A 25,979-nucleotide genomic window follows, 5' to 3' on the forward strand; every position below is an offset into this window, starting at 1 on the left:
TTCGTCAATTCGGCGAGCGTAAATGAAATACGGCCGCTCTTCGATGATTATGTCGAGTGCAGAAGCACGCGCAATTACGGCTATCAACTCGTCAGCCGGTTCACCGGCGAGCCGGTCGAAGTCGACGGCGGAAGCATGTCGGCTTACGCGGAAGGCGTGAAGTGGAGCACCAACCATTATTATCCATCACCGGAAATGCACGAGGATGCGGCCGATGTGCTGACAGGGTCTTCGAGCCGTTGGGGCCTTCAGCCTCGGCAAAGCGCGTAAGGTCCGCTTCAGGCGTTGGGGGAAAGGACCTGTCATCCGCTTGCAGCAGGATGACAGGTTCAGTCCGCTCCGGATCATGCTTTGCCAGCGTCCAGACGGCTTGCCAGCGCCACGCCGATCGCCGTGATCGCCATCCCCGCTAGCGCCGGCAGTCCCAGCGTCTCACCGAACAGCGGCCACGCGATCAACGCCGTGCATGGCGGGACGAGGAAGAAGAGGCTGACGACTTTGGACGCCGCGCCGCGCCGGATAAGGACATAGAGCAGCGATACCGCTCCGAGCGAAAGGACGAGAACGAGCCAGAGCAATGCGAAGGCAAACTCTGCGCTCCACTGGACATGCATATCCTCGAACCAGAAAGCCAAGGGGGCGGTGGCTAGACCCGCTGCCACAAACTGGACAACGCTGCCGGTGCGTAGATCCATGCCGGCGCAAAACCGCTTCTGATAAAGCGTACCCACCGTGATACCGATCAGGGCGGCAACGCAGGCGATGCTGCCCAGCAGACTGCCAGGGGCCTGACCCATCTTGCCCGCCAGCACGAGCGTCACACCGGACATGCCAAGCGCGAGCCCCAGCCACTGGCGTGGTGTCACGCGTTCGCCGAGCAGCACGCCGGCAAGTGCTGCAGTGAGCAGTGGCTGCAGCCCGACAATCACCGCCGAAACACCGGCCTCTACTCCCATGGAGATGCCGAGGAAGACGCCACCGAGATAGACGCCGTGCACGAGCAGCCCTGCGACTGCGAAGTGCCCGGCCTCCGTCAGCCGCGATGGCCACGGCGCCCGGCTGGCCAGTGAAACCAGCATGAGCAGTCCTGCGGCCAGGGCGTATCGCAGGGACAAGAACGTAAGTGGCCCGGTGTGGGGAAGGCCGAGCCTCGCGCCTATGAACCCCGTGCTCCAAAGTACCACGAACAGCGCGGGGGTTCCGACGACTTGGATCAGACTGGTATCGCCGCGCGTGTCGTGGGCCATTCCCCAGCTGCCTACATGTAGATCGCGCGGACCAATCTTACGCCCCAATCAGCGTCGGGATTAGTGCCCGCGCCAAGGCGTTCTTGGATCACCGCAACACTGAGATCGCGGCGTTTCGGCAAACGTGCCTTCTCGGCGGCGGCGAGTGCCGGTCCCATCTCCTCTCGTGTGAGATCGGTGCAGTAAGCTGGAGCGCCTGGCTGTTGATGCCACGAGTCGGCGAGCGATCCCGCATCGAATCCGTCGAAGCCGCTGTCGTTGACGAGTGCGAGAGCAACCTCACGATCTTTCGCACGGTCCGCAGCGACAGGAATGGCGATACGGCCCGCGGTTCCGGCTGGAGTAGACTTGTTCGCGAGAGAGCCGGCCCCGATCGCATTCCATGCCTTGGCAATCGGGCGGCCGAGTTGTTCGACAACCCACAGGCTTTCGACCTGGCCAGCTTCGATGGCTTCGATCTTGTCGTCTCGCAACGGATAGTAGTTGGACGTGTCGATCACCACGGTCTCTTCGGGAAGCGTGGCGATCAGAGGCGCGACGCCGGGGATGCGATTGAGAGGGATGGAGAGGATCACGACGTCGACGTCAGCCAGCGCCTCTTCGGTGGTAACCGCCTGCGCCCCAAAGGCGAGCACGTCCTGTGCGATGGTATCGGGGCCGCGCGAGTTCGCCACTTTCACGCTGTGGCCAGCTTGAGCCAGTCTCTGGGCCAGAGTCTTGCCGATGTGGCCCACGCCGAGAATGCCGATCTTCATGATTCTAGTCCTTTGTCCTGGAGGGTCGTTCGCTTGCAGGATGTGAGCTGATATCGTTTTGATGGACACCGAGATAGGCCCATTAGGGCTACCCAGCTTCGAGTTCGAAGTCGATGGAGGTGAGGTAACCCGTTGTCGAATGGCGTCTCGGTCTCGCTCCCTTACCACTCCGGGCGAACGGGCACGTAATCGGCCGGCATCGCACATGTCCCTTTGCCAACTGCGGCTTTCCTCGCTCCCTCCATCGACCTATTACCGCCGTTCAAAGTGCGGAAAGCTCTCCGTCGCTACGGGTTCAGCATATCGATGGGTGGCTTGCGGATCAGATTGGAGCGGCTTTTGGCCGCATGGCGTTTGCCGGTGGCGCCCGCTGCGGAAAGCGGCGTCGGCGGCAACCCGGCGTCGGACGCACCGCGCCCGCGCGGGTCGCGTCGCCTGCCGTGGCGCCGCATTGGTAGGTGGTCCGGGTTCGCCGTCATTGCCCTCATCGCGTTCGCGATCCTTTGGGCGACCTGGGTCGCGCCACCTTGGGGCCCGATGCAGCCCCCGCAGAAGCCGAGCTTCGTCTATCTTGCCGCCGACGGCACGCCGATCGCGCGGCGGGGCGCCGGGGAGGCTGCGGTCGATGCCGCCGCCTTGCCGCTGCCCGTGCGCGGAGCATTCATCGCGATCGAGGATCGGCGGTTCGCCGACCATATCGGGATCGATCCGCGCGGGCTGATGCGGGCCTTCTGGCATAATTTCCGCGCGGGCGAGACGGTCGAGGGGGGCTCGACGATCACGCAGCAACTCGCCAAGACCGCCTTCCTCTCCTCCGACCGCAAGATCGCGCGCAAGGTGCAGGAGGCGGTTCTCGCGCTGTGGCTCGATGCCTGGCTGAGCAAGGACGAGATCCTTTCGCGCTATCTGTCGACGATCTATTTCGGTGATGGCGTCTATGGCCTGCGCGCCGCCGCGCGGCATTATTTCCAGAAGACACCGGAAAAACTGAGTGTCGGAGAGGCGGCGATGCTGGCCGGGATGGTCAAGGCGCCCAGCCGGCTCAACCCGACGGTGAACCTGAAGGCCGCGCAGGAGCGATCCAAGCTGGTGATCGCGGCGATGGCCGAGGAGAAGATGATCCCTGCGAGCGAGGTGGCCGGCGTGCGGCTCGCGGTGCCGCGGCTCGCGCCCGACGAGCTGCCGGGCGGTACCTATTTCGTCGACTGGGTAGCGTCGCAAGCGGAAGCGGCGGCAGAGGAAGACGGCGTCAGCGGGAAAGGCAGACAACGCACTATCGGCACGACGCTCGACCGCAATTTGCAACAGGCGGCGATCAAGGCGCTGACGTCTGTGCTGACCAGCTATGGCGAAGGGGTGCATGCGACGCAGGCGGCGCTGGTGGCGATGCGGCCCGATGGCCAGGTCGTCGCGATGGTCGGTGGGCGGAGCTACAAGGCGAGCCCCTATAATCGCGCGACGCAGGCGCAGCGTCAGCCGGGGTCGGCGTTCAAGCTGGCGGTCTATCTCGCGGCTATCGAGGATGGTGAGACACCCGACACGCTGGTCGAAAATTCGCCGCTGACGATCGACGGCTGGAGCCCCCAAAATTATGGCAGGCATTATGGCGGGCCGACCACCCTGCGTAGCGCCTTCGCGCAGTCGAGCAATGTCGCCGCGGTGCGGATCGCCGAGCGAGTGGGGCTGAGCAAGGTCGCCGATGCGGCGAAGCGGCTCGGGATCACCGCGCCGATCACGCCAGGGCCATCGATGGCACTCGGCACGTCGGGTATGACCTTGATCGAGTTGACAGCGGCCTATGCGGCGATCGCCAGCGGGCAATATCCGGTGAAGGCAACCGGGTTGGCGAACGCATCCCGTGCGCGCGGGCAGGCGATTGATCCGCGCGTGCGCGAAGCGATGCTCGACCTTTTGTGGACCGCGACCAACCAGGGTACGGGACGCGGCGCGGCGCTGGGTATCCCCAGCTTCGGCAAGACCGGGACGACGCAGAATCATCGCGACGCGCTGTTCGTCGGCTTTGCGGGCGGGCTGATCACCGGCGTCTGGGTGGGCAATGACGATGATACGCCGATGCGCGGGGTAACGGGCGGGAGCCTGCCCGCGGCGATCTGGGCGCGGTTCATGGGCGCGGCCAAGCTGCGCGCGAGCGACCTCGACGTGCCACCGACGCTGATGGCGGCGATCGAACAGCGGCAGGCAGCGATGCGCGTGGCGGCAGAGGAGCGCGAGCTCGCCGAGCTGGAGGCAGCCGAGGCGGCGGATGACATACAGGATGGTTCGCCAATCGGGCGCTTCATCGAGGGGATATTGCCGGACTTCCTGCGCGGAGACCGCGAAGCGCGACCGGACGAGGCCGGTCCCGACGCCGGGGGCGCCGCCGAGGACGAAGCGCGCGAGCAGCGCCGCGCGCGGCTGGAAGAGCTGCGGCGACGCAAGGCGGAGCGCGAGGGCTTGTTTTTTCCGGAAGAGGAGTAGGCGGCTCTCCGCGAGACCCCGGGCGGAACGTCTCGGCCGGCTTCAATCTTTGGGCCTTGCGCCTATTTAACCTCATGCCCGTTCCAGGAGACTTCCCATGTCCGACAAAGTCATCAAGATACCGGGACCCGATCATCCGATCACGATCGAGCGCAATCCCCGCCGCGTGGTCGTCACCCTGGACGGGAAGGTGATCGCCAACACGACCGACGCTCTCACTTTGAGCGAGGCGAGCTACCCTCCCGTCCATTATGTCCCCCGCAAGGACGTCGACATGACAGCGCTGGAGCGGACCAATCATGGCAGCTACTGCCCGTACAAGGGTGATGCCTCCTACTTCAGCATCCCTGCCGGCGGCGAGCGTTCGGTAAACGCGATCTGGACCTACGAGGTGCCCCATGATGCCGTAGCCGAGATAAAGGGTCACCTCGCCTTCTATCCCGATCGTGTCGATGCCATCGAGCAGAGAGCAGACTGATCATCCGACTTGCATGGCGAAGAAAGCGTCGGCTCGTACCAGCTTGCGCTGGCTGGAACCTGTGCAGCCCCTCCTCTTCATCGCTCTCGCGTGAGCGATTGCCACTATGGCAGCAGTTCCGGCCGCATCAGCCAAGGATCAGTAGCGCTTGGCGAGCGGCGCGGGTGACCCGACCGCGTCGTAGACCAGGCGTTCGAATGCAGGCAGAGCCTCCCTGTAGGCGACGCCGCGCCCGCCTGCGAGAACGGCACCCGCATTGGGTGAGAGCTTCATGCTCTGCTGGATCATGTAGATGATCGTGAGATCTTCGACCGGGTCATTCTCCCACCATGTGCCCCATGCCCCCGGCCAGCTGTAAGACCCCACGCTGCCGTTGAAAATGTTCGTGGCGAGCCTCTCCTCCACGGTCGCTACGCCGAGGCCAAAGCCCATGCCGCGCCACAGCGGCAGGCCGATGAAGGGAAACTGGCGTTGCGCCGGGGTGAGGCGGTTGGTGCGCATGAGCGTCACCGTTTCCGGCTTCAGGATCCGCACTTTACCGGATTGGCCATTGCGCAGCAGCATCTGGGCAAAGGTCATATAATCGTCAGCCGTCGAGACGAGCGCGCTGGCACCCATGAAGAGCAACGGAGGCTTGCTGACATCACTCCAACCGGGAGTCTTTGCAAGCGCGCCCCTGGCCTCGTCGAACTGATAGAGCGAGGCGAGCCGGTCGATCTTTTCCGGCGGGACCCAAAAGTCGGTATCTTTCATGTCGAGCGGCGCGAACAGGCGATGCTTGAGCGCCTGCTGCAACGTCTTGCCGTCGACGCGCTCGATCAGGAAACCCAACACGTCGGTCGCGACGCCATATTGCATCCGCGTGCCCGGCTGATCGAGAAGAGGCAGGGTGCCCAGTCCGGCCAGGAACTGGTCCGCTGTCATCATGGACATCATCGCCTTGCCGATCGCTGCATCATAGGCCTGCGCGATGGGACCTGTAAGGATTGGTCCCAGGCCCAAGCCGGCCCGGTGGGTCATCAGATCCTCGACCGTGATGTCGCGGGTGGCCGGAACGGTATCGTCGAGCGGTCCATCGGACTTGCGGAGCACCCTCCGGTTCGCCAGCTCCGGAATCCATTTGGTGATCGGGTCCGATAGCTTGAGCTTGCCCTCTTCGATCAGCATCAACGCCGCTACCGATGTGACCGGCTTGGTCATCGATGCCAGCCGGAAAATGGTGTCGCGCTGCATCGGGGAGCGTGTTTCCAGGTCCCGCATCCCCAATGTATTGACCTGGACGATCTGCCCGCGGTGCGCGATCATGGTGACGATGCCCGCCAGATCGCCACGGTCTATGTAGGATTGCAACGCCGCCGGGATGGCATCGAGCTTCTTCATGTCCAATTTCTGCCGTCCCACCTGGGCGACCGCCGGCAGGGCAGCCGCCAGCGGCAATGCGGTCGCTCCGCCGAGAATTTGCCTTCGAGAGAATATGTCGTTCATTTGCGGAGGTCCTATGACGTATGTGATTAGAAATGGCGTTTTAAACCTACATTCCAGTCGCAGACCGTAGCTGCGGCATCCCGGCGGTGTACCCGAGGCCGGGTGGCTGGGCCGAGCTGCGCCCCGCCACATATTTCTCATCGAGCAGGTTGTTCGAGTAGAATCCGATGCAGATCTGTTCGCCGGGCGAGCTGACATAGCCCGAGGCGTTCACGAGGAAGAGACTCCCATCGCGGTCTTTCCAATATATCCTACCCCGAAACGCCAATTTTTATGTTCCTCACCTTCGGTATTGGACTTGTCGCAGGCGTGCTGTCCCCGGCGAGAAAGCATATATGGCGCCCCGCCGAGTCTGGAGTTCGCCCCGCCGACTAGAGATACTCTTCCTCAATTGTCCCGGCGTCCGGCATTAGCCTCACTTCTCCGACATCAAGCGCGCTTGCGGGATACACAACATTGCGAGACGCTCGGCCACATGAGGACCGAGCGCAATCTGCTACGAGAAACTCCATAAGGCAAGCACATAATGAAGTGCCTTTATGATTGTGTTGTCTGTTTTGGTGATGCAAGCGTGCGGCCGCCGTTGCGGTTAACCAACGCGGCGCTATGCTCGAATGGCTCAGATGTAGGTTGCCCAAATGGCTCGTAGTGCGGATTTCGATCAGAGTTCACTTCCAGAAGACGCTTGTGTGACAATGTCAGACAGGCAAAATTTTGCCGTCCAGATCTTCGCGATGACGAAATTATTGACTCGAGCGTTTGATGAGCGCGCTCGCGCTATGTCACTGCCCAATGGAGATACGCTCACTGCGGCCCAATGGCAGATGCTCGGGACCATCCGCGCCAATATAGGAGCTAATCAACGGGAGATTGCCGACATATTGGAAATCAGTCCGGTTGCCGCGGGTCAGACCATTGATCGTCTCGAACGATCCAACTGGGTCGAGCGACGTTTAGCCCCCGGCGACCGCCGTGTCCGGCTCCTGCACGTTACAAAAGAGGGCCATTTAGTGCTGGAGAAATTGGGTTTGTTCGGCGATCTTGAGGCGCAACGTTCAATACTGGGCATGAGTGTAGAGGACATGGACAAGCTGACGTCGCTGCTCGACATTGCTCTCAGCAACCTCCTCGGGCACAGAATGAATCTGGGCTCGAGCTAGGCTGAACCTATACGCGAGCGGGTGTTAAAACGCTCTGAAATCGCTCCGTCGCCGATCAATTTGTCTGTCCTGTCGACCGAAGACATCGGGGCTGTGTCCGCGCGCGTGGAGGGCGGCTGACCTGGCTACGGCCCGAGACGCCAGCCCATTATGGCATCTTAGGGTGGTTCGGCACGTCATCGCTGGGCATCCGGCGGCGGCGCGACGCTTTTTCGGACGATGAGCTGGTGAGGAAGCGTCACCGACAATGGCGAGCTCTGCCGGCGCGACAAAATCCCGAGCAGCAGCTCAACGGTGCGCTGTCCGATCAATTCCATCGGCTGGCGGATGGTAGTCAAGCAGGGTTCGACAAAGCTTGCCATCGGGATATCGTCGAAGCCGATAATGGAGATCTGGTCGGGACAGGCAATTCCGGCACTTCGCAAGGCTGCAAGCGCACCGATCGCCATTTCGTCGCTAAAACAGAACAGCGCGGTCACTGGCGCTTGGCGATGCAGCAGTTCGGCGGCCATCGCCTGGCCGGACTCCATCGTGAAGTCGCCCTGTAATCGATGAAGGCGGTCCGCGAGCCCACGCGCTTTTGCCGTCGCCTCTGCACCTGACAGGCGATCGCGGCTCAAGGGGCTGTCGAGCGGTCCGGTCAGTAACGCGATGTCGCGATGCCCCAGATCGTACAGGAACTCCATCGCCATGACCGCGGCGCCGCTGTTGTCGATATGCGCGCTGGAAACCTTCAGATCGGGACTGAATTCGCAGCCATTTACAATAGGCGCGCGGCTACCCTTCTTGTCCACCACGTCGCAGAGGACACGCGGTAATCGGTGTCCCAGAAATATGAGGCCGTCCGCCTCACGCCGCAGGAGCATCAATCCATATTGCTCCTCGCGCTTTCGGTCGTCGCGCGTGTCCCCGAGCAGAACCGAATAGCCAGCCTTGTGCGCCGCCTCCTCCACACCGCGGATGACGCTGGAGAAGAAAGTATTGGCGATGTTGGGAACGGTCACAATGATCTTGTTGGTCCGCATGGTCCGGAGGCTCGCCGCGACCGAATGGGGTGCATAATCGAGACGCTGGACGACTCTCATGACATGTTCGCGGGTCGGCTCCGCCACGAGCTCAGGATGCATCAGCACACGCGAGACTGTGGCGCGTGACACCCCCGCCATTTCAGATACATCCTTAATCGTCGCCATAGGTTCAGCGTAGGGGCAGATCGCGCGCCTTGCCAATCGTTTATCGCGGAGCGGGCCAGGCGGCCCGACGGTGGGTGCGGATTATGGGTTGCACGAAACTTCAACGATCTGCGGCCGGGGAAGTGACAGCCGGCATCATCTCAGCCAGGTCGATCCGCCAGGCCGAGCAGGCTGTGATGAACGGAACGATTCACGGTGCTCGCCGCGAAATCGTCGAAGGAACGGGGCGTGACCTTGATGATGTGGTCCGCGATGAACAGCGCTCCCTCGCGCGCGCCTACTTCGGGGTCCTTAAGCGCGCACTCCCATTCCAGCACCGCCCAACCGGGGAAGTCGTACTGGGCCATCTTGGAGAAGATATTCTTGAAATCGATCTGGCCGTCGCCAAGGGAGCGGAACCGCCCGGGACGATCAACCCATTCTTGGTAGCCGCCGTAGACACCCGATCTGCCATTGGGGCGCAGCTCCGCATCCTTTACGTGGAAGCATTTGATGCGGGGATGGTAGATGTCGATGAACTGGAGGTAATCCAGGGCCTGCAGGGCGAGATGGGACGGATCGTAAAGGATCGAAGCGCGGGGGTGATCATCCACCGCGGCCAGGAAGCGCTCGAAGGTGACGCCGTCGTGAAGATCCTCGCCCGGATGGATCTCGAACGCGCAATCGACCCCGGCCTCTTCGAATCCATCGAGGATGGGTCGCCAGCGCCGCGCCAGCTCGGCAAAGGCTTCCTCGACCAGACCCGCGGGACGCTGCGGCCAGGGATATAGGTAAGGCCAGGCCAGGGCGCCGGAAAAGGTGGCATGCGCCTGAAGGCCGAGATTTGCGCTGGCGCGAGCAGCGAGGCTGATTTGCTCGACAGCCCAGACCTGCCGCGCACCGGGCCGGCCGCGGACTTCGGGTGGAGCGAAACCGTCGAACAGCGCGTCATAGGCGGGATGCACAGCGACTAGCTGTCCTTGCAGATGCGTCGACAGCTCAGTCGGCTCGACGTCATAGGCCGCGAGCCGGCCGCGCAGATCGTCGCAATAGCCCTTGCTCTCCGCCGCGGTCGCGATGTCGATCAGTCGCGGATCGACTGGGATCTGGACGCCCTTGTAGCCAAGCCCGCCGGCCCATTCAGCCAGATGCTCGAGCGTGTCGAACGGCGCCGTGTCGCCAACATACTGGGCCAGGAAGATGGCCGGGCCCTTGATCGTCTTCATGCTGCACCCTGTTCCATAGTGACCCAGCATCGATCGCGGGTCGACTGGACGGCCATCTCGACGAACGCGAGCGAGCGCAAACCATCGCCGATACCGGGCAGTTGATCATCGAGGAGGTCGCGACGCCCGCCGATCGCGTCAGCGAAATCGCTGTAGAGCGTCGCGAACGCCTCGTAGAATCCCTCGGGGTGCCCCGGCGGCAGGCGGGTGGCGGAGGCGCCCGCCGCACCGATTGCAGGACTGCCCGCGAAGCGGGTTTCGCGGCGATTGTCGGAATGGAGCAGGATGAGCTCCTCGGGCCTGTCGTGCGTCCAGACGATCGAGGCCTCCTCGCCATAGATGCGGAGAGACAGCCCGTTGCGTTCACCAAGCGAGATCTGCGAGGCGATGAGTACGCCGGGGACATCGCCCTGGAAGCGCAGCAGGACGTTGCAATCGTCGTCCAGCCTGCGCCCGGCGACGACCTGTGAGAGGTCGGCGCAAAGCCGCTCCACACGCAGCCCGGAGACATATTCCACAAGCTGGAAAGCATGGACACCGATGTCGCCGATGCATCCGCCTATACCGGCGCGAGACGGATCGGTGCGCCATGCGGCGCCGGCCACCTCCGCCTCTATCGCCCCGGCGAGCCAGCCCTGCGGATAGGTGACTACGATCTTGCGGATGCGGCCGAGCTCGCCAGACGCGATCAGGGCCCTCGCTTCGCGGATCATAGCATATCCGGTATAAGCGTAGGTCAGCGCATAGACGCGGTCAGTGTCCGCCAAGATAGCGGCGAGTGCGTGCGCTTCTCCGAGCGTCGCGGTCATAGGCTTGTCGCACATGACGTGGAGGCCGGCTTTCAAGGCTGTGGCCGCGATCGCGAAATGGCTGTCATTGGGTGTAGCAATAGCGACCGCCTCCACGCCGTCGCTTCGCTGCGTCTCGGCCGCGACAAGTGCATCGACCGACGTATAGGCCCGATCGGGCGCGAGATGGAGATCGCGACCCTGCTGCTCCGAACGCGCCAAGTCACGACTGAAGGCGCCCGCGACTAGTTCGAACCTCCGGTCAAGCATCGCCGCCCGCCAATGCACCGCGCCGATGAATGCTCCGGGCCCGCCACCGAATATAGCAAGACGAATAGGCCGGGGGGGCGATATCATTAATATAAGACCTCTGCCTAATTTCTGGTCGATACGTCACCGCCGGAGGGGCGGGATGATATAGAAGTTCTCAGTGGAGCGCAGGGAAGATCGACCGTACGGTGGCGAGCGTCGCAGCAGTCTGCTCCCAGGGATCGCCCAGCTGCCCCTCCCATTCGACGCTGACCGAGCCCGCGTAGCCAGATGCCGCAACGATACCTAGCGCCTTTGGCAGATCGAGCAGCGGCGATCCGTCGGAGGCGGGGTCGATTGCCTTGGCATGGACCAGTGAGGCGACGGGAGCCAGCTGCTCGACGCTCTCGTAAAGCCGCGACATGTCGATCCCCGCCGAGGGCGGTTCATTGCCAGCGAAGCGGCCGTGCGAGATGCTGATGAGAGGCTCGAAATTGCCTAGGTCGAGGAGCAGCCCGAGCCGATCATGGCCGACTTGATCAAGCAATTGCAGCATGAAATTGGGATCGGAACTCAGGCCGCCATGATTTTCCACAAGCAATATCATACCCAAGGTTTTGGCCCGGTCCGACAAACGTTGGAGCGCGCCGACCGCTCCCTTCGACGCCTGCCCCGCGCCACCGACCGGAGCACCCGCATTAACCCGGACATAGTCAGCGCCCAAGCGGTGCGCGATCTCAAACCAGCGCTCGATGCGGGCCACGTCGTCGGCGCGGAATGCGTCGGACTCGGTGGTAAGATCGCCAACGTCGATCGGCATCGTCAGCACCTTGACGCCGGTGCGGTCGAGTGCGCCGCGCAGCTCATCAATCCGCGCCTCGGTCTCGGCCTGGGCATCGAACTGGAGCTGGCAAAGCTCAATCGCCTGCACGCCCAGCTGGTCATGCGCGATCTGGCCGAATTCTTCCAGGCTATGCTGTTTCGGAAAACCGAATATCATCGGCTGGATCACGCCCTGTTCATCGCGCCGCTCCAAGTGGAGTGGCCCGAGGCGGCTGTGCAAGCTGAAGCTCGAAACGGCTGCGTACGGCATATTATTCTCCAAAGGTTTATAGGTCCGTGATCCGGATGTTGCGCCACCGGCATTTGGCCCCCACACCCCATCGGGCCTCACCGAAGATGGGATCATTGTCGTGCACTTCGAAGGCGATATGGCCGCGATCGCCGAGCAACGCCCGGACGGCATCCGGGTCATAATCGGGCGACACTAGCGTGGCAGTGTCGATCTCGGCGATCTTCAAGTCGTTGATCCAGGTCGTGATGACCGGTAATGCGCCAACGCAGCGTATCCGAAAGCTGTTCCAGTCATCCCACCGCCACACGCGCAGGAAGCTGGAAACGTCGGCGGCGTGAGAGAGACGAGCGATCTTCTCCGGCGTGACGGGTTCCGTGGAGGTTGCCGGGTCATCTGCGACCAGTCCGATCACGCACCCTTGCGCGTCCCGTTGGGCGCGGACGGCGAAGGGCACGGCAGAGAAGCTGGCGAGACCATTGCCGAAGAAGCCGCCGATGCCGCCGCACTCGCGATGATCGAGCAGCACCTGGAAGCCTGCCCAGCTGTCTCGCCGGCGGCGAACCATGATGCCAGTGTCGGCTGGCCAGTCAGGCCGCGCCTCGAGCGTGAGCTCGAAGTCGCCGAAACTCTCATCGCTGACCAGATAGCCGCCATAACCGCAACCGGGCTCGTTCTGCTCGCCGACAATATGGCCGTCCTCGACATACCAGCGAGCAGGGTGCTTCTCCGGCTCGACCGGTGGCGCTATTCCCATCTCGACCAGCAAGGATGCGACGCTCGGCCCGCCAGGGTAGATATCGCCATAGATGCGCGGCGTGCTATGCCAGCCGTCGAGCGTCCGCCCATCGAATAGCGGGCGACCGCGATCCCGGCCCGCAGATGAGACGCTCAATACTTTTCCTTCCGATACTGCCGAGACACTTCGCGGACGTGCGCGCCCGTCCCTGGGCATCGAGGCGCGCACGCGGAGGTCAGATCCGGAACCCAACTCTGATCCCGTAGGCGCGCGGATCGCCGACGGTCGAGCTGTTGAGAGTGGAGACGGAGTTAACCGTTACCGTGTTTTCGGTATTCGACACAAAACCCTGTACATAGAATCTGTCATCTGGCGCATTGTAGGTCACGGTCGCATCCGTCTTCGTAAATGACGGCTGTACGTAGAAAGTAACCGGCGCCGTCGGGATCAGCATGTTGTAGCTGGCGCTCATCCTGGTGCGGACGCCAAACTGGACATTACCTGCACCAGCGAGCGGCAGGGTATAGGTATAGCCGGCCGTGATCGTCACCTTGGGTGACCGTTCGAGGGGATACCCCTTAAGCGAGGGCTGCGTGCCCGCGCCGAGTGGAAAATATTCGACATATTTGGCATCCAGGAGGCTGACGCTGAAGTCCAGCCGGTTGCGCGGGCTTGGCGCCGCCACGCCCTCGAGTTCGATGCCCTTGATCCGCGCCTTGCCTGCGTTGGTGGTAATGCTTGCCCCTACGCCTTGAAACGTGCCGATATATGTGAGCTGCAGATCCTTATAGTCATAGTAGAAGGCGGATCCTTGCAGACGCAGTGTATTGTCCGCGGTCCGCGTCTTGAAGCCGACCTCGTAGGACGTCAGCACCTCAGGCTTGTAATAAAGTTGATCGTCGGGCGTCACGCCGTCGGCGCCATCGTTGAAGCTGCCCGCCTTATAGCCTGTCGATACAGTAGCGTAGAGCAACGTCCGGGTGTCGAGATCGTAATCCAGCCCGGCACGCCACGTTATCTTGCTCCAGGAGTGGTGCGCTCGGCTGGCAAATTCGGAATCCGTCTGCGGGTCGTAGATCTGCCCCTGCTGCAGGCGCGTTCCGCCACCGGTCAACTTCTTCTCATCGTGCGAATAGCGCGCACCGCCCGTCACCCGCAGGCTGTCGGTCAAGCTGTAGGTTGCCTGGCCGAAGATGCCGTAGGAGGTCTGAATAGTAGGGGTCCGGGCAAAGCAGAGATAGGGCACCCCCAGATTCTGGAGACACAGATTGAAGTCGGACTTTTCGTGGAAATAATTGCCGCCGACCTGGACCTTGAGCGGCCCGGTATCCACCGTGGCGAGGCGCAACTCGTGCGAGTCCTGGATGCCATGACCAAAGTCGGTGCGTGGGACGTTTCCGGTGGGCGTGCCGGACGTGTTTGCCTCGAGAGCGAGGTCGGTATTGAAGACCCGGCGAGAGGGAATGTAGGTCAACTGCACCTTGTCGCCGAGTGTCCAGTTGATCTCTGCCTCGAAACCGTAGAATTCGTTATTGGAGCGGCCTTGTTGCGTGCGGGGGGCGTAGACAGTGCGGCGGTTTTTCGAACTGTCGGCAAAGGCGTAGCTGGCAAAGGCACCCGGAGAACCGCCATAGGGCCGAGTCGACGTAAAGAAGTTGGACGTCAATACATCGTCATTCGGATCCCCCTTCAGACGGGCATAGTCCGTACGCAGAAGGATGCTCAGGTCATTGCTGACATTGAACAGCGCCTGGAGCCGTCCGGCGATGTTTTTCTTGAAGGGCTTGCCGGTAAAGGGCGAATCGAACGCGGGGATGAGATAGGAATCGCGCTTGTCGAAAATGCCGGAAGCGCGGATCGCGATCTTGTCCGAAACCGGCACGTTGACGAACGCGTCGGCTTGCATGGTGTCGTAGTTGCCGTACGCTAGGTTTCCGCCGGCTGAGAACTCGAGAACGGGTTTATTCGTGATGACGTTGACGACGCCGCCGGTGGTGTTGCGGCCATAGAGCGTTCCCTGGGGACCCCGGAGCACCTCTACGCGCGCGATGTCGAAGAAGCTCACCTCGGTGAACTGCCTGCGCGCGATGTAAACGCCGTCGAGCAGGATCGGTATCGACGGGTCGCCACGCTCGGTCCGGTCGGCGCTCGAAACGCCGCGGAGCGTCACCTGAAGGCCGTCGTTGCGAATGATGTTGAGACTTGGAACGATTTCCGCGAGACGCATCGGGTTGGTCACGTTTGCCGTGCGCAGCGAAGCCCCGCTCACCGCCGTCAGCGAAATGGGCGTCTTTGATGCGAGGGATTCGTAGCGGCTCGCGGTGACGACGATATCTCCCGTGTCGGCTTGGGCGCTCGCGGTAGCCGCCGCCTCCGGGGTCTGCGCTCCGGCCGCCGTGCCGATCAGCAGGACAGCCAGCGAGACTGCGGGCCTTTGGAAATGCTTCATGATCTACTCCCCTCCCTCGTGCCGGTTTGAATCGTATGAAACCGATTTCATAATCGGCGCACAAACGTAGCACTAGTCAGGTTGCACATTTTTTTTAGATGCGCAATACGGCATCAGAGAAGCTCGACACGGGCACCTAAGGAGAGCGACTTTGGCCCAAACGTCCCAACACTTCATCCGGCATGTGCCGGAGTTGCCATCAGCTCGTTGGAAACGCCGTTCGAACGATTTCCATATTCCGGCCACGCGCGCAGCGGCACGGGAGCAAGCTCGATGACGGAGCGGATCGGCGTCGGCTTCGTCGGCGCGGGAGGCGTGGTCAAGACGATCCACGTGCCGACACTTGCCCGGATGAGCAATGATTTCCACGTCGCGGCCGTCTGGGACGTCGATGCGGAGACCGCGGGGTCGATTGCCGCACAAACCGGCGCTCGGAGGGTGGAGACATTTGATGACCTGCTCGCCGATGAAGAGGTCGACGTTCTCGTTGTCTGCAGCCCCGCCCGCTTCCATGCCGAGCAGATCATCCGTGGCATGCGGGCGGGCAAGCGGGCGATCCTGTGCGAGAAACCGCTCGCGGCGGAGGCCGAGGACGCGCGACTCGTCAAGCAAGCGGCCGAGGAGACAGGCGTGCCGCTTCTCCTGGGGGCGATGCACATGTTTGATCCCGCCTGGGCGGCGGCGCAAAGCAAGCTCGATTCACTCGTCCGGGATGCAACGACAATCCGCTCGAGCATCGCCCTGCCCTTCAATGACAGGTTCGAGGCATGGACGACCGAACTCGGCGACCGCATGCCCCCGAGCTTCGCTGGCGATGACATCGCGCAAATTCTGATGCGCCAATGTGTCATGGAGCTGGCAATTCATGATCTTCCGCTGGTGCGGGCGTTCGTTCCCGAAGGTGCGCCGGTCAGGGTCACCTCCGCCACGCTGCTCGAGCCCTTCGGCTACGGGATCACCGTCGACGCCGGCGACCGGGTGCTGGACCTGTTCGGCTACATCAGCGGTTCCTGGCAGCCGGATTGGGAGCTGGAGGTCACCTCCCCCTCGGCGACGCTCCATGTCCAATTCCCGCCCTCGTTCGTGCATGCCGGCTCGGCGGTCGCCACGATCACGGAGCCGGCAGGTACCACCGTCTTAGGCCCGTTCGAGAGGAACGGATATGAAGGCGAGTGGGAGCTCGTTCGCGATCTCGCCCGCGGCAACGATGTCGCTATTCCGCCGGTCGCGCAGCTCGTCGAGGACTTCCGCTTTGCATTGAGCATCGCCGAGCAGAGCTGCGCTCTGCTGGCCAGGGAGAACCAAAAGTGAGCGAGCCCCTTACGATTTCAGGCGAACCAGAGCTGGAGGCCCTATTGACCGTTCTCGCGGCTAGCCTGCCGCACTCCTTCCGGCTTGGGCGGCAGCGGGCAGACAACGCTGCGGCGGTGTGGCTCGCCGGTGGAGCCGGCTCGTGGGCGAGTCGAGCGGCGCAACGCGTACGCGACGAAGCTGGCTGGACTGTAGTGATCGATCCGGGTCCGGACGAGCCGGATCATATCCTGGCGCTCGCTGATCAGGTCGGCGAGGCGGGCGCAAGGATAGCGCTTTCCGAACCCTTTGCGGGCAATCCGATCCTGCCACACTTCAAGGAACAGCTTCCGCCTGCGATCCGAGTCTGCAACATGCACGCGCGGACGGAAGGCAGCCTCGTCCATGCGGTCTTCGCACAGCTTCGCCTTGCCCGCATACTGGGGTTCCGCGACCTCGCCGTCCGCGATGTCTGCGCCGTGCCAGGCGGCGCGATGCTGACGTTGAGCGGCGAGTTCGACAACGCGGAGATGACGCTTCGCGCACTGGCCTCAACGAGCGACGCCCTTTCCGCAAGACTGGATGTGAAGGCGCGCGGAGCCGATGCTGCGGCGGAGCTGACGCTCTTCGGCACCGGCACTGCGAGGCCTGCCATAGCTTTCGTCGTCGATGAGAAGGGCCGGCAGCAGCTTCCCACGATATACGAGACCGCGCATCGCTCGGTCTTACGAGGACTGCCGACCCGGGCGCTGATGACGGCCGACGATCTCAGCGAGCTTGCCGCCGACATTGCTCTCGTCCGTGCGTTGGCACTGACCTGACCAGCTCCGGGAACATCGCGCCATGCATCAACCGCAGACGGTAGCCATATCCGCCGGCGCGCCCGGCCTTGGCCCGGCGCTCCCGGCTGACCCGCGTTCGCCGGTCTCGAAGCGGTTCATGTTCGCTTACGCGCTCGCGCAATATACCGCTTGGCTCGCGATCCTGACGCCGGTGATCATGACCATCGCGCTCAAGGTAAGCAAAATCGCCAGCGCCGCCGAGAAGGGCGTCTATCTTTCCACGATTCTTGCGATCGGCGCCTTCGGAGCGCTCGTCGCGGCGCCGATCTGGGGCGCCATCTCGGACCGAACCAGGGCGCGCGTCGGGCGGCGCAAATTATGGATGGCGCTCGGCTGCTTGTCCCTGTTGGTGGGGCTGTCGATGATGGCGCTCAGCACGAGGCTGCTCGGCCTCGCCATCGGATGGCTGATCTGCCAGATCGGCTTCAACGCCTGCCAGGCGCCGCTGAATGCGTTGATGCCCGATGTTGTTCCCACCAGCCAGCAAGGGAGGATGTCGGCGTTGCTGGGCATCACCGCCAATCTGGCCTTTGTCTCGGCGGCGTTCATCACCCAGTTCACGAGCGGCAACAGCCTTGCGATGTTCCTGGTGCCCTGGCTTCCCTATCCGTTCGCACTCGCTTTCCTGATGGCGTCGTTCAGGGATCGACCCGCCTCCAGTATGCCGCCATTTTCTGCCGCCGATCTGGTACGAACCTTCTGGGTCAACCCAATACGCTATCCCGATTTTGCGTGGGCGTTCGTCAGCCGCTTCTTGTTATTCTTCGCCAGTGCCTTCTTCATGACCTACCAACTCTATTTCCTGACCGACCGTATCGGGGTCTCCAAGGACGCGGTCTTGCACATGATGTTCCTCTGCACGCTGGTGACCACCATGTTGACGCTGATCCTTACGCCCATCAGCGGCTGGTTCTCGGACCGGCTGGGCCGGCGCAAGCCGCTGGTGTTCTTCGCCGGCATCGTTGCCTCGGCGGGCTTGCTGGCAATCGGCGGAGCGACGACGTTCGGCCAGTTCCTGGTCTGCGCGGCGATCTACGGCACAGGCATCGCCGTCTACTCTGCCGTCGACATCGCCCTGTGTGTCGCCGTCCTGCCCGACCCGGACGACGCGGCCAAGGACATGGCGGTGATGCAGATCGCCAACAGCCTGCCGCAATCGCTCGCGCCAGCGGCCGCGCCGCTGTTCCTCGCCATCGGCGCCGCGCAGGCCCCGAACTATCCGGCGGTGTTCATCGCCGCCTCGATCTTCGGGGTGATAGGCGCCTCCGCGGTGCTGCCGATCCGTAAATCGCGATGAAATCAATGGCCAGTCGCTTTGCCTTATCAGCATGTTTGCAAGATGACCCTGCGCCAGCGCCCAGCTCAGCCTCTTCGGCACCCGATAACCTGCTCTTGCGTCAACCGGTTCCGCTTCGTCGTCAATCTTGAAGGGAAATCAGGGGGTCACGTCAGCCGAAACATCTAAGCGAGCATCCTTCTTCATCGAGGCGAGGAATTGCGTGAAAGCCGCGAGGCACTCGTCCGCCTTTTCGAAGTAGATTTCATGACCTTTGCCGTCGATGATCTCCATGCGCGAGCCCGGGGTCAGCGAATGGATGGTCTTCTGATCGTCGAGAGTGGTTGTGTGGCTGTTGGCTGGGGAGAGGAGAAGGACCGGGACGCGGAGCGTGGGGAACACCGGGGCCAGGTCGACCTCGGGGAACAGGCGCGCCATCCCGGTGAGCGACTCGGTGCGGTTCTTGGCCCATTCAGCACGCATCCAGCGTTCATGCCCTTCGCTGACCGCGACGATCGCGCGCCCCTTGAGAATAACGTCGGTAAAGTCCTCGATCGTCATGCTGCTGATCGTGTCGGCAAGATTGCTAAAGTCCATCTTCCCCGAGCCGCGCGTGGGATCGGTGATGGGGGTCGACATGAGCGTAAGCGACTTCAGTCGGTCGGGATATCTAGCCGCCAGCGCGACGCCCATCACACCGCCTGCCGATTCACCCACATAGTGGACCTTGTCCAGCTTCAGGGCATCGAAGAACCCGACAATATCGTCGACGAGCTGGTCGATAGTCCATTTGCCCGGCGGGGGATCGTCCGACAGACCGTGACCCCGCATATCCCTGCGGATGACTTTATAATCCCGTGCCAGGGCTGGCACCCAGTGGTAGAAAAATCGCGAGCTTCGTCCGAACCCGTGCTGGATAAATACCGTTTCTTCCTCCCGCCATGGATCGGTGAAATCATCCTCCTCGTAATAGAAGGACATCCGGTTCACATCGACACGAGGCATATGTTCCAATCCTCTCCATTTATCTCAGAGCACATTATGCTCGTAAGTGAGCTTGAAGTATTTTCAGTCAGGTGGAATCATCTGACGACTTCGAAAATGTAGAAACCAAAGAATAATCTAGTGCGGCGCCGGTTTAACCTGGTCGAGCACTGCCAAGGTCCTGCGCCGGAAGATCCAAATCGCAGAGCGTAGGATGCGGTGCGGGCGGCATCCTGCCAATTTGTCAATCCTGTTTTTTGACAAATGTGATCTGTCCCTTGCCATATACCGCCTGCAATGGGCTCAGCGCGGTGACTGCTTCGACAAAAGCATCTGAATCACCTGCTTCGAAAACTCCGTTGACGCGCAGACCGGTTACCGAGCTGGCAATAACAAGCCTCTTGCGACTGTACCGGTTCATGCGCTCTACCGCGCTGGCGATAGGCTCGTTATCGAAGCTGAGTTGACCGGTTCTCCAGGCCATCGCGCTCGCTGGATCGACTGAGGTGACGACGGTCTTTGCGTTATCGCCCAGCGATACGGTCAATTGCTGCCCGGGCAGAAGCGGGTGCGCTATCAGAGACGTTTCGTCCTTTACGTTCAGAGCCGCGACATGGCCTTGATACAAGGTGGCCAGGAATTCATTGCGCAACAGTTCGACGCTGAATGAGGTGCCCGTCGCCACCACCATTTTTCCGGCGGCTGCGACGGTAAAGGGGCGCAGCGGATCCTTGGCGACGTCGAACTGGGCGCGGCCATGCGTCAGCGTCAAATCGCGCCGGTTGCGACCCAGCCGCACCGCAACCTCGGTGTCCGCGTCCAGGGCCAGCGTGGAACCGTCATCCAGCATGACAACCCTGCCTCCACCGATGCCCGTCCGATACAGTTGCACTGGTTGGTACAAAAATATGGTGGCCGAGCCGATGATGGCGAGCAACATCGCAGCAATCGATCCCCACAGATACACCGGTCCCGAAAGACGCCTTGCCCGAGGTTGGCAGACATGGAAGTCCTTCAACGCGGCCAAGCGCAACTGGATTATCTCCGTCATTTCAGAAGCGTGATCGGCGTCATTCCATAACTGGGCTACCTCGTCGAACGCCTTCAAATTATCGGGATCGGACAACCAGATCTCGAAGGATTTCTGGTCATCGTCTGAAAGCGGTTCTTCGATGATGCTCAGATACCAAATTGCCGCCTGCTCGTCCCGAGTAGGCAACAGCTCCATGCTCAGCATACTCATCACGCGTCTCTCATTTTCGAGAGCAGAACTGCCATTGCCTTCGCAACATGCTGCTTCACGGCGCTGGCCGAAATGCCATAGGTTCTCCCGATCGCCTCCTGGCTCATATTTTCTAACTTATAGAGAATGAATATAGTGCGTGTACGATCGGGCAATTCGGATACGGCGCTGGTGAAAGCCCTCATTCGCTCGCGGCTCGCTGCAATACGCTGGGGATCGATCGGCTCGATATCCCGATCCGTATCCATCAATATCTGGTCGCGAAACCGGTTTCGCACTCTTGTGCGCCGACTCCGGTCGGACAGGAGGTTAGCCGCGATCTGGAAAACATAGACGTCCGCTGCGACCGTCCCGTCAGTGCTTCTCAAAATCCGCACGAAAACCTCCTGAGTCAGGTCTTCGGCCTCCGCCTGGTTGTCGACCCTACGGCGAAAAAAAGCCATCAGTGGTGAACGCCAACGTCGGTACAGGTCGACCTGACAATCGACATCCTTGACTGCAGCCATTTGGCGCCCACCCTCTTGAGTTGTAGCACATAGATGAATACGCATCAGACAGCTCAAGGGACAGCGAAAAAGCTACATCTTTGGTAACTGGCAGGTTCAGCAGCCGAACCTTCTCATCGGGAGGTCATCCGGCCAATAGTCACCCTCCTGCCGCGTCAACGGGTTCGTAATCCCTCGATTCACAACATCAGCGCGACGCTTTAGCCTGGCTGCTGGCTGGAACATCGGAAGCGCTCCAGCCAGCATGCGGTCGCAGCCGCCCTAGGCGAACGCCTGTGCGACCTTGTGCAGGCTTTCCAGCGTCCGCCACTGGGCGTCGGCACCTTCAGCGGGAAGCTGCAGCAGCACGCGATTGAAGCCCATCGCGTGCAGTTCCTCGATCCGCCGCTTGAGGCGATCGGGGTCCCCGTCGAACAGACCCAGGTGGTGAGTGATGACCGTATGATCGAGCTCTTCGAAGGAGCGTCCCTTGCTCGTCATATATTCGCGGAGATCGGCCACGGCAGCCGGCATCGCATCATTCTGGTCAACCGGTATCCACCCGTCGCCATATTCAGCAATGCGGGGGAAGGCGTATTTGGTGTAAGCGCCGATCAGGACAGGCAGCTTGCCGCCCTTCACGGGTTTGGGTCCACAATACATCGGCGGGAACTTGACCATTTCGCCGTCGAACTCGGCAATTTCGTTGCCCCAGATTTGGCGCATCGCCAGAACGCATTCGCGCACCCATTTCCAGCGGTCTTCGAACGCAATGCCATAATCGGCCATTTCTTCCGCGCTCCAGCCGGCACCCGCGCCAAGGATGAAGCGACCGCCCGAAAAATAATCGAGTGTTGCGATCCTGGTCGCCAGGCTGATCGGGTGGTGCTCCGTGATGATCGAAATGGAGGTGCCCAGCTTCAGCGTCTTCGTCACCGCCGCTACGGCCATGTGAGAAAGGAGCGGATCGTACATTTCCTTGAAGCTTTCAGGCACCTCCTTGTAGCTGCGGCGCTGGGATTTCAGGTTGACAGGAATATGGGAATGTTCGCCGAACCAGAGCGATTCAAAGCCGTTGGCTTCCGCCCACTGCCCGAGAAGGGGCGGCGCAATGGTATCCTTTGTGCAAGCGGTAGTAAGACCAATATCGGGGCCGTTATTGCTCATTTGTGTCTCCTATTGAATTGTAGAGGTGTGTCTACGCCGTCGGACCAGCCGCCCGTCCCCGCCCAAAATGCAAAAGCGACTGATGCTTCGCCGATATCCGATCGGGGGACCATCGCCGCAAGCGGCTCGACGCTATTGCCTTCCCCCGGCAACAACTATCCCATGCAGTGATCCTTCAGCGTTTCGGCGCGGCCCGCATAGCCGATTACACCCCCATATGCTCGTTGAATCGCTGAGCCTATCACATCACAGCCAATCGCGAATACAGGATCTTTCTGCCTCAGTTGGGATAGTAACCGCGCTATTTCATCAAGGGTCAACCGTCGCTCGCATGGCTTCGGTGTAGCGATTGCCTTGCACCGGGTGACTGATCAGTAAATCGCAAAGAGTGCTTAAGTCGGCGTCGGTCAACTCGATATCAGCACCTCCAGCATTCTCCTCCATGCGGTGCCGTTTGGTTGTGCCAGGAATCGGAACGATCGCAGGATTCCGCGCAAGCAGCCACGCCAATGCGATCTGGGCCGGCGTCGCCCGCTTGGCCTCCGCTATCTCGCCGATACGCTTGACTAGGTCTGCATTTGCTTCGCGCGCCTCACCCTGAAATCGCGGCAGAAAATTGCGGACGTCCCCATCCTTAAATGGCGTGTCGCTGTCGATCTTGCCAGTAAGGAAGCCCCTACCGAGCGGGGCGAATGGCACAAGGCCGATGCCCAGGTCCCGTAACGTCGGAATGGTCGCCTCCTCCAGTTCGCGTGTGAACATGGAATATTCGCTCTGTAGCGCAGCAACTGGCTGCACCGCATGCGCACGACGGATGTTGGCGACACCCGCCTCGGACATACCAAAATGACGAACCTTGCCCTCAGAAATCAGGTCTTTGACTGTGCCTGCAACATCCTCGATGGGAACATTGGGGTCGATTCGATGCTGGTAAAATAGATCTATGACATCGGTCCGCATTCGCATCAGTGATTGCTCAGCAACCAGGCGGATACGGGTGGGACTGCTATCCAATCCGGCTGCAGAGTTCCCATCTCTAAAGCCGAACTTGGTAGCAATGACGACGTTTTCGCGAAAGGGTGCCACTGCTTCCCCAAGCAGCTCTTCGTTCGCTGCGCCATAGGCTTCGGCGCTGTCGAAGAACGTGATACCGCGAACATAGGCTGCACGGATCAGTGCGATTGCATCCGCCTTATTGGTTGCTGGGCCGTAACCGATCGTCAGCCCCATGCAGCCGAAGCCGATTGCGGAAACCTCCGGTCCGTTCGTTCCCAAAACACGTTTTTTCATCTCACTCTCTTTCTGCCCATGAGGCGGAAGCCATTCAGCTTGAAGTGGAAATATATGGCTCGCGTGTTCCATTTTAAAAATGCGCCGACGCGGTCAGCGCGGCAACGCACGCCTGCGCGGGTGGGGCGACATGCGTGCTATTCGCTTACGTCGATGACCACTTTCCCGATATGGTTGCGGCTCTCGATACGGCGGTACGCGTCCCTGTACTGCGCAAAGGGGAATACGCTGTCGATGACTGGCCTGATCTCGTGCTGGGCCATTGCTGCGATGAGGGCTTCGAGGTTTGCCCGGGGGCCGATGGCCGTGCCGGCCAGGGTGAGTGACCGCGACAGGATGTCTATCGGCGGCAATCCGCCGCCAAAGCCGCTCGCGAAGCCTACAACCGCGATGTCACCTCCGATCCTGGTCGATGCCGCCGACTTTACAATCGTCTTTTCCCCGGCAATGTCGACCACCTTGTCAACGCCCCTGCCGTCGGTGAGGGCAAGGATCTCGCGATCCCAGTCAGGGAACGTACGGTAATTGACCACCGCTTCCGCCCCAAGCTCTTTGAGCTTCTCCGCCTTTTCATCCGTCGATGTGATCGCCAAAACCCGGGCACCGAACATCCGCGCCACCTGGAGCGAAAGCAACGCTACGCCGCCCGTACCTTGGACTAGTACCGTCTGGCCCGGTTGAAGTGGCGATGACAGATTGAGCCCCGTCCAGGCCGTAACACCCGCGCACGGCAGCGATGCCGCATCCACGAAAGACATTTGGGCGGGAAGTTGAACGATGGCGTTTTCGTGCAGGAGAATATGTTCGGCCAACATCCCGTCCCTGGTGATGCCGACGCTATCCAATCGATACTCCGGCATCGGAGGTCCGCCGATCCATTGAGGGTGGCAGCCCGCCGTCACACGGTCCCCCACCGTCGCCCGGGTGACGCGATCCCCGACCGCAACGACCTCGCCAGCTCCGTCCGAGAGCGGGATGCCGCCTTTCTTGGTCGGTCCACCGAATTCGCCGTCCAATATGGCCTGGTCCCGGTAATTCAGGGAGGCCGCACGGATTTTGACGAGCACGTCGTGGCTGCCCGGTGTGGGTATGGGCTCGTCATGCAGGTCCAAGCCAGGCTTTTCGCTGAAGGTCCATCTTACAGCTTTCATGTCCGCAATCCGTACAGGAGGAGTCGGTGCCTTGGCTCCCGAATGAAGCGGGGCCGCATGGCCCTATGACAAACGGTCACCCTGCAAGTGTCAGAATGCGATGGGAATGCGGAAATATTCCCGTACCACATGATCGCGATGGTCGAGCAGTATCTGTGGTAGCGGTGCTTGAAGATGCTGTTGCGCAACAGGACCCTGATCACGGAAAAAATCCGGCATAGTGCACAGATCCTCCGCCATTGGCACCAACAGATTGCTGAAAGCGGCCCAGTAAATATCAGCTGCCGTCAGATCATCGCCCATGAAATATCGTTTGCCTTCGATCGCTTGGCGATCGAGCGCTCTGGCTAAAGAGTAGACGATCGACGACAGCCTCCGTCTGGCATAGTCTTGTGTAACAGGTGATCTATATTTTGCGCGCAGCGCGTTGGTGCGTTCGTCTCCGGCCGGGTCGTGCTCGCCCAATAACAATAGGCGGAGATTCCATCCAAAGCCGTCCTCACTGCAAATCTCGTGGCAAATCCCGAACATAGCCATCCGCTTATCCTCATCGTCAGGGATAAGCGGCGGGACCGGTTGCAGTTGTTCGGCGAGCGCCAGCATCTCGGACCAGTGCGGGCGCGGCCTGTCATCATTGAACATTGCTACCGGTGCCGATGTTTGTCCGGTCCACTCCTTCAGCAGTTCATTGGCTTCGCCAGGCTCATGCGGCACGGCGATATAGTCTATGCCTTTGATGTCCAATATCGCTTTAATGGCGATCCCCCATACACCCGGCAAACCACGCACGAACGCAATTCTCAGTCCCGACATCGCTCTCGCTTGCTCGACTGGAACATAGTCAAGGGTAGCATCATTCGTCATTGTGCTTTCCTCCGAACTAGGAAGCTGTGCGAACGGGGCAGACGTCAGATTCCAACCATTTTCTGAGCCAAACCTAACGTTGCCGCGGC

General features: G+C 61.3%; 24 protein-coding genes. 7 read left to right on the plus strand and 17 right to left on the minus strand.

Going from position 1 to position 25,979, the window contains the following annotated elements; all coding sequences use genetic code 11:
- Positions 1-270: P-loop NTPase family protein (locus AAC645_RS18545; protein WP_340318067.1), on the plus strand; the 270-nt coding region annotated here is incomplete at its 5' end.
- Between the two features lie 74 nt (positions 271-344).
- Here the strand turns inward: AAC645_RS18545 and AAC645_RS18550 are convergent.
- A complete protein-coding gene (locus AAC645_RS18550) occupies positions 345-1,247 on the minus strand; it encodes a DMT family transporter (RefSeq protein ID WP_340318068.1) in 903 nt (300 codons plus the stop codon).
- An 11-nt stretch (positions 1,248-1,258) separates the two neighbouring features.
- Entirely contained in the window at positions 1,259-2,209 is a 951-nt protein-coding gene (locus AAC645_RS18555) for an NADPH-dependent F420 reductase (protein ID WP_340318069.1), read from the minus strand.
- A gap of 132 nt (positions 2,210-2,341) precedes the next feature.
- Here AAC645_RS18555 and AAC645_RS18560 point away from each other — a divergent pair, with 132 nt between their 5' ends.
- Together AAC645_RS18560 and AAC645_RS18565 are read left to right on the plus strand one after the other, a co-directional pair.
- Positions 2,342-4,480: a transglycosylase domain-containing protein gene (locus AAC645_RS18560; protein WP_340318070.1), complete on the plus strand. Its 2,139-nt coding sequence runs from the start codon at positions 2,342-2,344 to the stop codon at positions 4,478-4,480.
- Between the two features lie 97 nt (positions 4,481-4,577).
- Complete coding sequence (locus AAC645_RS18565) at positions 4,578-4,958, plus strand: DUF427 domain-containing protein (RefSeq protein ID WP_340318071.1); 381 nt, start codon at positions 4,578-4,580, stop codon at positions 4,956-4,958.
- Positions 4,959-5,096: 138 nt separating this feature from the next.
- Here AAC645_RS18565 and AAC645_RS18570 read toward each other — a convergent pair whose 3' ends face one another.
- Positions 5,097-6,443 (minus strand): serine hydrolase domain-containing protein, encoded by a 1,347-nt coding sequence (locus AAC645_RS18570; RefSeq protein ID WP_340318072.1) that lies wholly within the window; start codon positions 6,441-6,443, stop codon positions 5,097-5,099.
- Positions 6,444-6,489: 46 nt separating this feature from the next.
- A complete protein-coding gene (locus tag AAC645_RS18575) occupies positions 6,490-6,657 on the minus strand; it encodes a hypothetical protein (RefSeq protein WP_340318073.1) in 168 nt (55 codons plus the stop codon).
- 481 nt (positions 6,658-7,138) lie between these two features.
- On the opposite strand from AAC645_RS18575, the gene AAC645_RS18580 reads away from it, so the two are divergent.
- Entirely contained in the window at positions 7,139-7,603 is a 465-nt protein-coding gene (locus tag AAC645_RS18580; RefSeq protein WP_340318100.1) for a MarR family winged helix-turn-helix transcriptional regulator, read from the plus strand.
- Between the two features lie 176 nt (positions 7,604-7,779).
- Here the strand turns inward: AAC645_RS18580 and AAC645_RS18585 are convergent, their stop codons facing one another.
- The 6 genes from AAC645_RS18585 to AAC645_RS18610 form a co-directional block, all read right to left on the minus strand.
- Positions 7,780-8,796 carry a LacI family DNA-binding transcriptional regulator gene (locus tag AAC645_RS18585; protein WP_340318101.1) on the minus strand — a complete coding sequence of 339 codons (1,017 nt, stop codon included), beginning with the start codon at positions 8,794-8,796 and terminating at the stop codon, positions 7,780-7,782.
- Positions 8,797-8,936: 140 nt separating this feature from the next.
- Positions 8,937-10,001: a sugar phosphate isomerase/epimerase family protein gene (locus tag AAC645_RS18590; protein WP_340318074.1), complete on the minus strand. Its 1,065-nt coding sequence runs from the start codon at positions 9,999-10,001 to the stop codon at positions 8,937-8,939.
- Positions 9,998-11,146 (minus strand): Gfo/Idh/MocA family protein, encoded by a 1,149-nt coding sequence (locus tag AAC645_RS18595; protein WP_340318075.1) that lies wholly within the window; start codon positions 11,144-11,146, stop codon positions 9,998-10,000. The genes AAC645_RS18590 and AAC645_RS18595 overlap by 4 nt, the downstream gene beginning before the upstream one ends.
- A gap of 70 nt (positions 11,147-11,216) precedes the next feature.
- Complete coding sequence (locus tag AAC645_RS18600) at positions 11,217-12,131, minus strand: sugar phosphate isomerase/epimerase family protein (RefSeq protein WP_340318076.1); 915 nt, start codon at positions 12,129-12,131, stop codon at positions 11,217-11,219.
- 16 nt (positions 12,132-12,147) lie between these two features.
- Positions 12,148-13,005, minus strand: a complete 858-nt coding sequence (locus AAC645_RS18605) for a 3-keto-disaccharide hydrolase (protein ID WP_340318077.1) — start codon at positions 13,003-13,005, stop codon at positions 12,148-12,150.
- A gap of 79 nt (positions 13,006-13,084) precedes the next feature.
- A complete protein-coding gene (locus tag AAC645_RS18610; RefSeq protein WP_340318078.1) occupies positions 13,085-15,298 on the minus strand; it encodes a TonB-dependent receptor in 2,214 nt (737 codons plus the stop codon).
- A 273-nt stretch (positions 15,299-15,571) separates the two neighbouring features.
- On the opposite strand from AAC645_RS18610, the gene AAC645_RS18615 reads away from it, so the two are divergent.
- From AAC645_RS18615 to AAC645_RS18625, 3 genes are read left to right on the plus strand one after another with little or no spacing between them, the layout of a single operon-like run.
- The gene (locus AAC645_RS18615; RefSeq protein ID WP_340318079.1) at positions 15,572-16,609 is read left to right on the plus strand and encodes a Gfo/Idh/MocA family protein; all 1,038 of its coding nucleotides are present in this window, start codon (positions 15,572-15,574) and stop codon (positions 16,607-16,609) included.
- Positions 16,610-16,653: 44 nt separating this feature from the next.
- The gene (locus tag AAC645_RS18620) at positions 16,654-17,409 is read left to right on the plus strand and encodes a hypothetical protein (RefSeq protein ID WP_340318080.1); all 756 of its coding nucleotides are present in this window, start codon (positions 16,654-16,656) and stop codon (positions 17,407-17,409) included.
- A gap of 22 nt (positions 17,410-17,431) precedes the next feature.
- Positions 17,432-18,727 carry an MFS transporter gene (locus AAC645_RS18625; protein WP_340318081.1) on the plus strand — a complete coding sequence of 432 codons (1,296 nt, stop codon included), beginning with the start codon at positions 17,432-17,434 and terminating at the stop codon, positions 18,725-18,727.
- 138 nt (positions 18,728-18,865) lie between these two features.
- Here AAC645_RS18625 and AAC645_RS18630 read toward each other — a convergent pair whose 3' ends face one another.
- The 7 genes from AAC645_RS18630 to AAC645_RS18660 all read right to left on the minus strand — a co-directional run bounded on the left by AAC645_RS18630 (position 18,866) and on the right by AAC645_RS18660 (position 25,890).
- Positions 18,866-19,711: an alpha/beta fold hydrolase gene (locus tag AAC645_RS18630; RefSeq protein WP_340318082.1), complete on the minus strand. Its 846-nt coding sequence runs from the start codon at positions 19,709-19,711 to the stop codon at positions 18,866-18,868.
- A 223-nt stretch (positions 19,712-19,934) separates the two neighbouring features.
- Positions 19,935-20,933 (minus strand): FecR family protein, encoded by a 999-nt coding sequence (locus tag AAC645_RS18635; RefSeq protein WP_340318083.1) that lies wholly within the window; start codon positions 20,931-20,933, stop codon positions 19,935-19,937.
- On the minus strand, positions 20,933-21,439 hold the full coding sequence (locus tag AAC645_RS18640; RefSeq protein ID WP_340318084.1) for an RNA polymerase sigma factor: 507 nt from the start codon (positions 21,437-21,439) through the stop codon (positions 20,933-20,935). The genes AAC645_RS18635 and AAC645_RS18640 overlap by 1 nt, the downstream gene beginning before the upstream one ends.
- 261 nt (positions 21,440-21,700) lie before the next feature.
- On the minus strand, positions 21,701-22,585 hold the full coding sequence (locus AAC645_RS18645; protein WP_340318085.1) for a TIGR03619 family F420-dependent LLM class oxidoreductase: 885 nt from the start codon (positions 22,583-22,585) through the stop codon (positions 21,701-21,703).
- A gap of 309 nt (positions 22,586-22,894) precedes the next feature.
- Positions 22,895-23,875, minus strand: coding sequence for an aldo/keto reductase (locus AAC645_RS18650; protein ID WP_340318086.1), 981 nt, complete (start codon positions 23,873-23,875; stop codon positions 22,895-22,897).
- 137 nt (positions 23,876-24,012) lie between these two features.
- Positions 24,013-25,026, minus strand: coding sequence for a zinc-dependent alcohol dehydrogenase family protein (locus tag AAC645_RS18655; protein WP_340318087.1), 1,014 nt, complete (start codon positions 25,024-25,026; stop codon positions 24,013-24,015).
- Between the two features lie 90 nt (positions 25,027-25,116).
- Positions 25,117-25,890 (minus strand): glutathione S-transferase family protein, encoded by a 774-nt coding sequence (locus AAC645_RS18660; protein WP_340318088.1) that lies wholly within the window; start codon positions 25,888-25,890, stop codon positions 25,117-25,119.
- Positions 25,891-25,979 lie beyond the last annotated feature (89 nt).

The organism is Rhizorhabdus argentea, assembly GCF_037861105.1.
Lineage (GTDB): Bacteria > Pseudomonadota > Alphaproteobacteria > Sphingomonadales > Sphingomonadaceae > Rhizorhabdus > Rhizorhabdus argentea.

What these genes read in the sequence shown, in the direction of transcription:
- AAC645_RS18550 (WP_340318068.1), bottom strand. Translation starts at nt 1,247, where the DNA reads ATGGCCCACGACACGCGCGGCGATACCAGTCTGATCCAAGTCGTCGGA.
- AAC645_RS18555 (WP_340318069.1), bottom strand. Translation starts at nt 2,209, where the DNA reads ATGTGCGATGCCGGCCGATTACGTGCCCGTTCGCCCGGAGTGGTAAGG.
- AAC645_RS18565 (WP_340318071.1), top strand. Translation starts at nt 4,578, where the DNA reads ATGTCCGACAAAGTCATCAAGATACCGGGACCCGATCATCCGATCACG.
- AAC645_RS18570 (WP_340318072.1), bottom strand. Translation starts at nt 6,443, where the DNA reads ATGAACGACATATTCTCTCGAAGGCAAATTCTCGGCGGAGCGACCGCA.
- AAC645_RS18580 (WP_340318100.1), top strand. Translation starts at nt 7,139, where the DNA reads ATGTCAGACAGGCAAAATTTTGCCGTCCAGATCTTCGCGATGACGAAA.
- AAC645_RS18585 (WP_340318101.1), bottom strand. Translation starts at nt 8,796, where the DNA reads ATGGCGACGATTAAGGATGTATCTGAAATGGCGGGGGTGTCACGCGCC.
- AAC645_RS18590 (WP_340318074.1), bottom strand. Translation starts at nt 10,001, where the DNA reads ATGAAGACGATCAAGGGCCCGGCCATCTTCCTGGCCCAGTATGTTGGC.
- AAC645_RS18595 (WP_340318075.1), bottom strand. Translation starts at nt 11,146, where the DNA reads ATGATATCGCCCCCCCGGCCTATTCGTCTTGCTATATTCGGTGGCGGG.
- AAC645_RS18600 (WP_340318076.1), bottom strand. Translation starts at nt 12,131, where the DNA reads ATGCCGTACGCAGCCGTTTCGAGCTTCAGCTTGCACAGCCGCCTCGGG.
- AAC645_RS18610 (WP_340318078.1), bottom strand. Translation starts at nt 15,298, where the DNA reads ATGAAGCATTTCCAAAGGCCCGCAGTCTCGCTGGCTGTCCTGCTGATC.
- AAC645_RS18615 (WP_340318079.1), top strand. Translation starts at nt 15,572, where the DNA reads ATGACGGAGCGGATCGGCGTCGGCTTCGTCGGCGCGGGAGGCGTGGTC.
- AAC645_RS18625 (WP_340318081.1), top strand. Translation starts at nt 17,432, where the DNA reads ATGCATCAACCGCAGACGGTAGCCATATCCGCCGGCGCGCCCGGCCTT.
- AAC645_RS18630 (WP_340318082.1), bottom strand. Translation starts at nt 19,711, where the DNA reads ATGCCTCGTGTCGATGTGAACCGGATGTCCTTCTATTACGAGGAGGAT.
- AAC645_RS18635 (WP_340318083.1), bottom strand. Translation starts at nt 20,933, where the DNA reads ATGAGTATGCTGAGCATGGAGCTGTTGCCTACTCGGGACGAGCAGGCG.
- AAC645_RS18640 (WP_340318084.1), bottom strand. Translation starts at nt 21,439, where the DNA reads ATGGCTGCAGTCAAGGATGTCGATTGTCAGGTCGACCTGTACCGACGT.
- AAC645_RS18645 (WP_340318085.1), bottom strand. Translation starts at nt 22,585, where the DNA reads ATGAGCAATAACGGCCCCGATATTGGTCTTACTACCGCTTGCACAAAG.
- AAC645_RS18650 (WP_340318086.1), bottom strand. Translation starts at nt 23,875, where the DNA reads ATGAAAAAACGTGTTTTGGGAACGAACGGACCGGAGGTTTCCGCAATC.
- AAC645_RS18655 (WP_340318087.1), bottom strand. Translation starts at nt 25,026, where the DNA reads ATGAAAGCTGTAAGATGGACCTTCAGCGAAAAGCCTGGCTTGGACCTG.
- AAC645_RS18660 (WP_340318088.1), bottom strand. Translation starts at nt 25,890, where the DNA reads ATGACGAATGATGCTACCCTTGACTATGTTCCAGTCGAGCAAGCGAGA.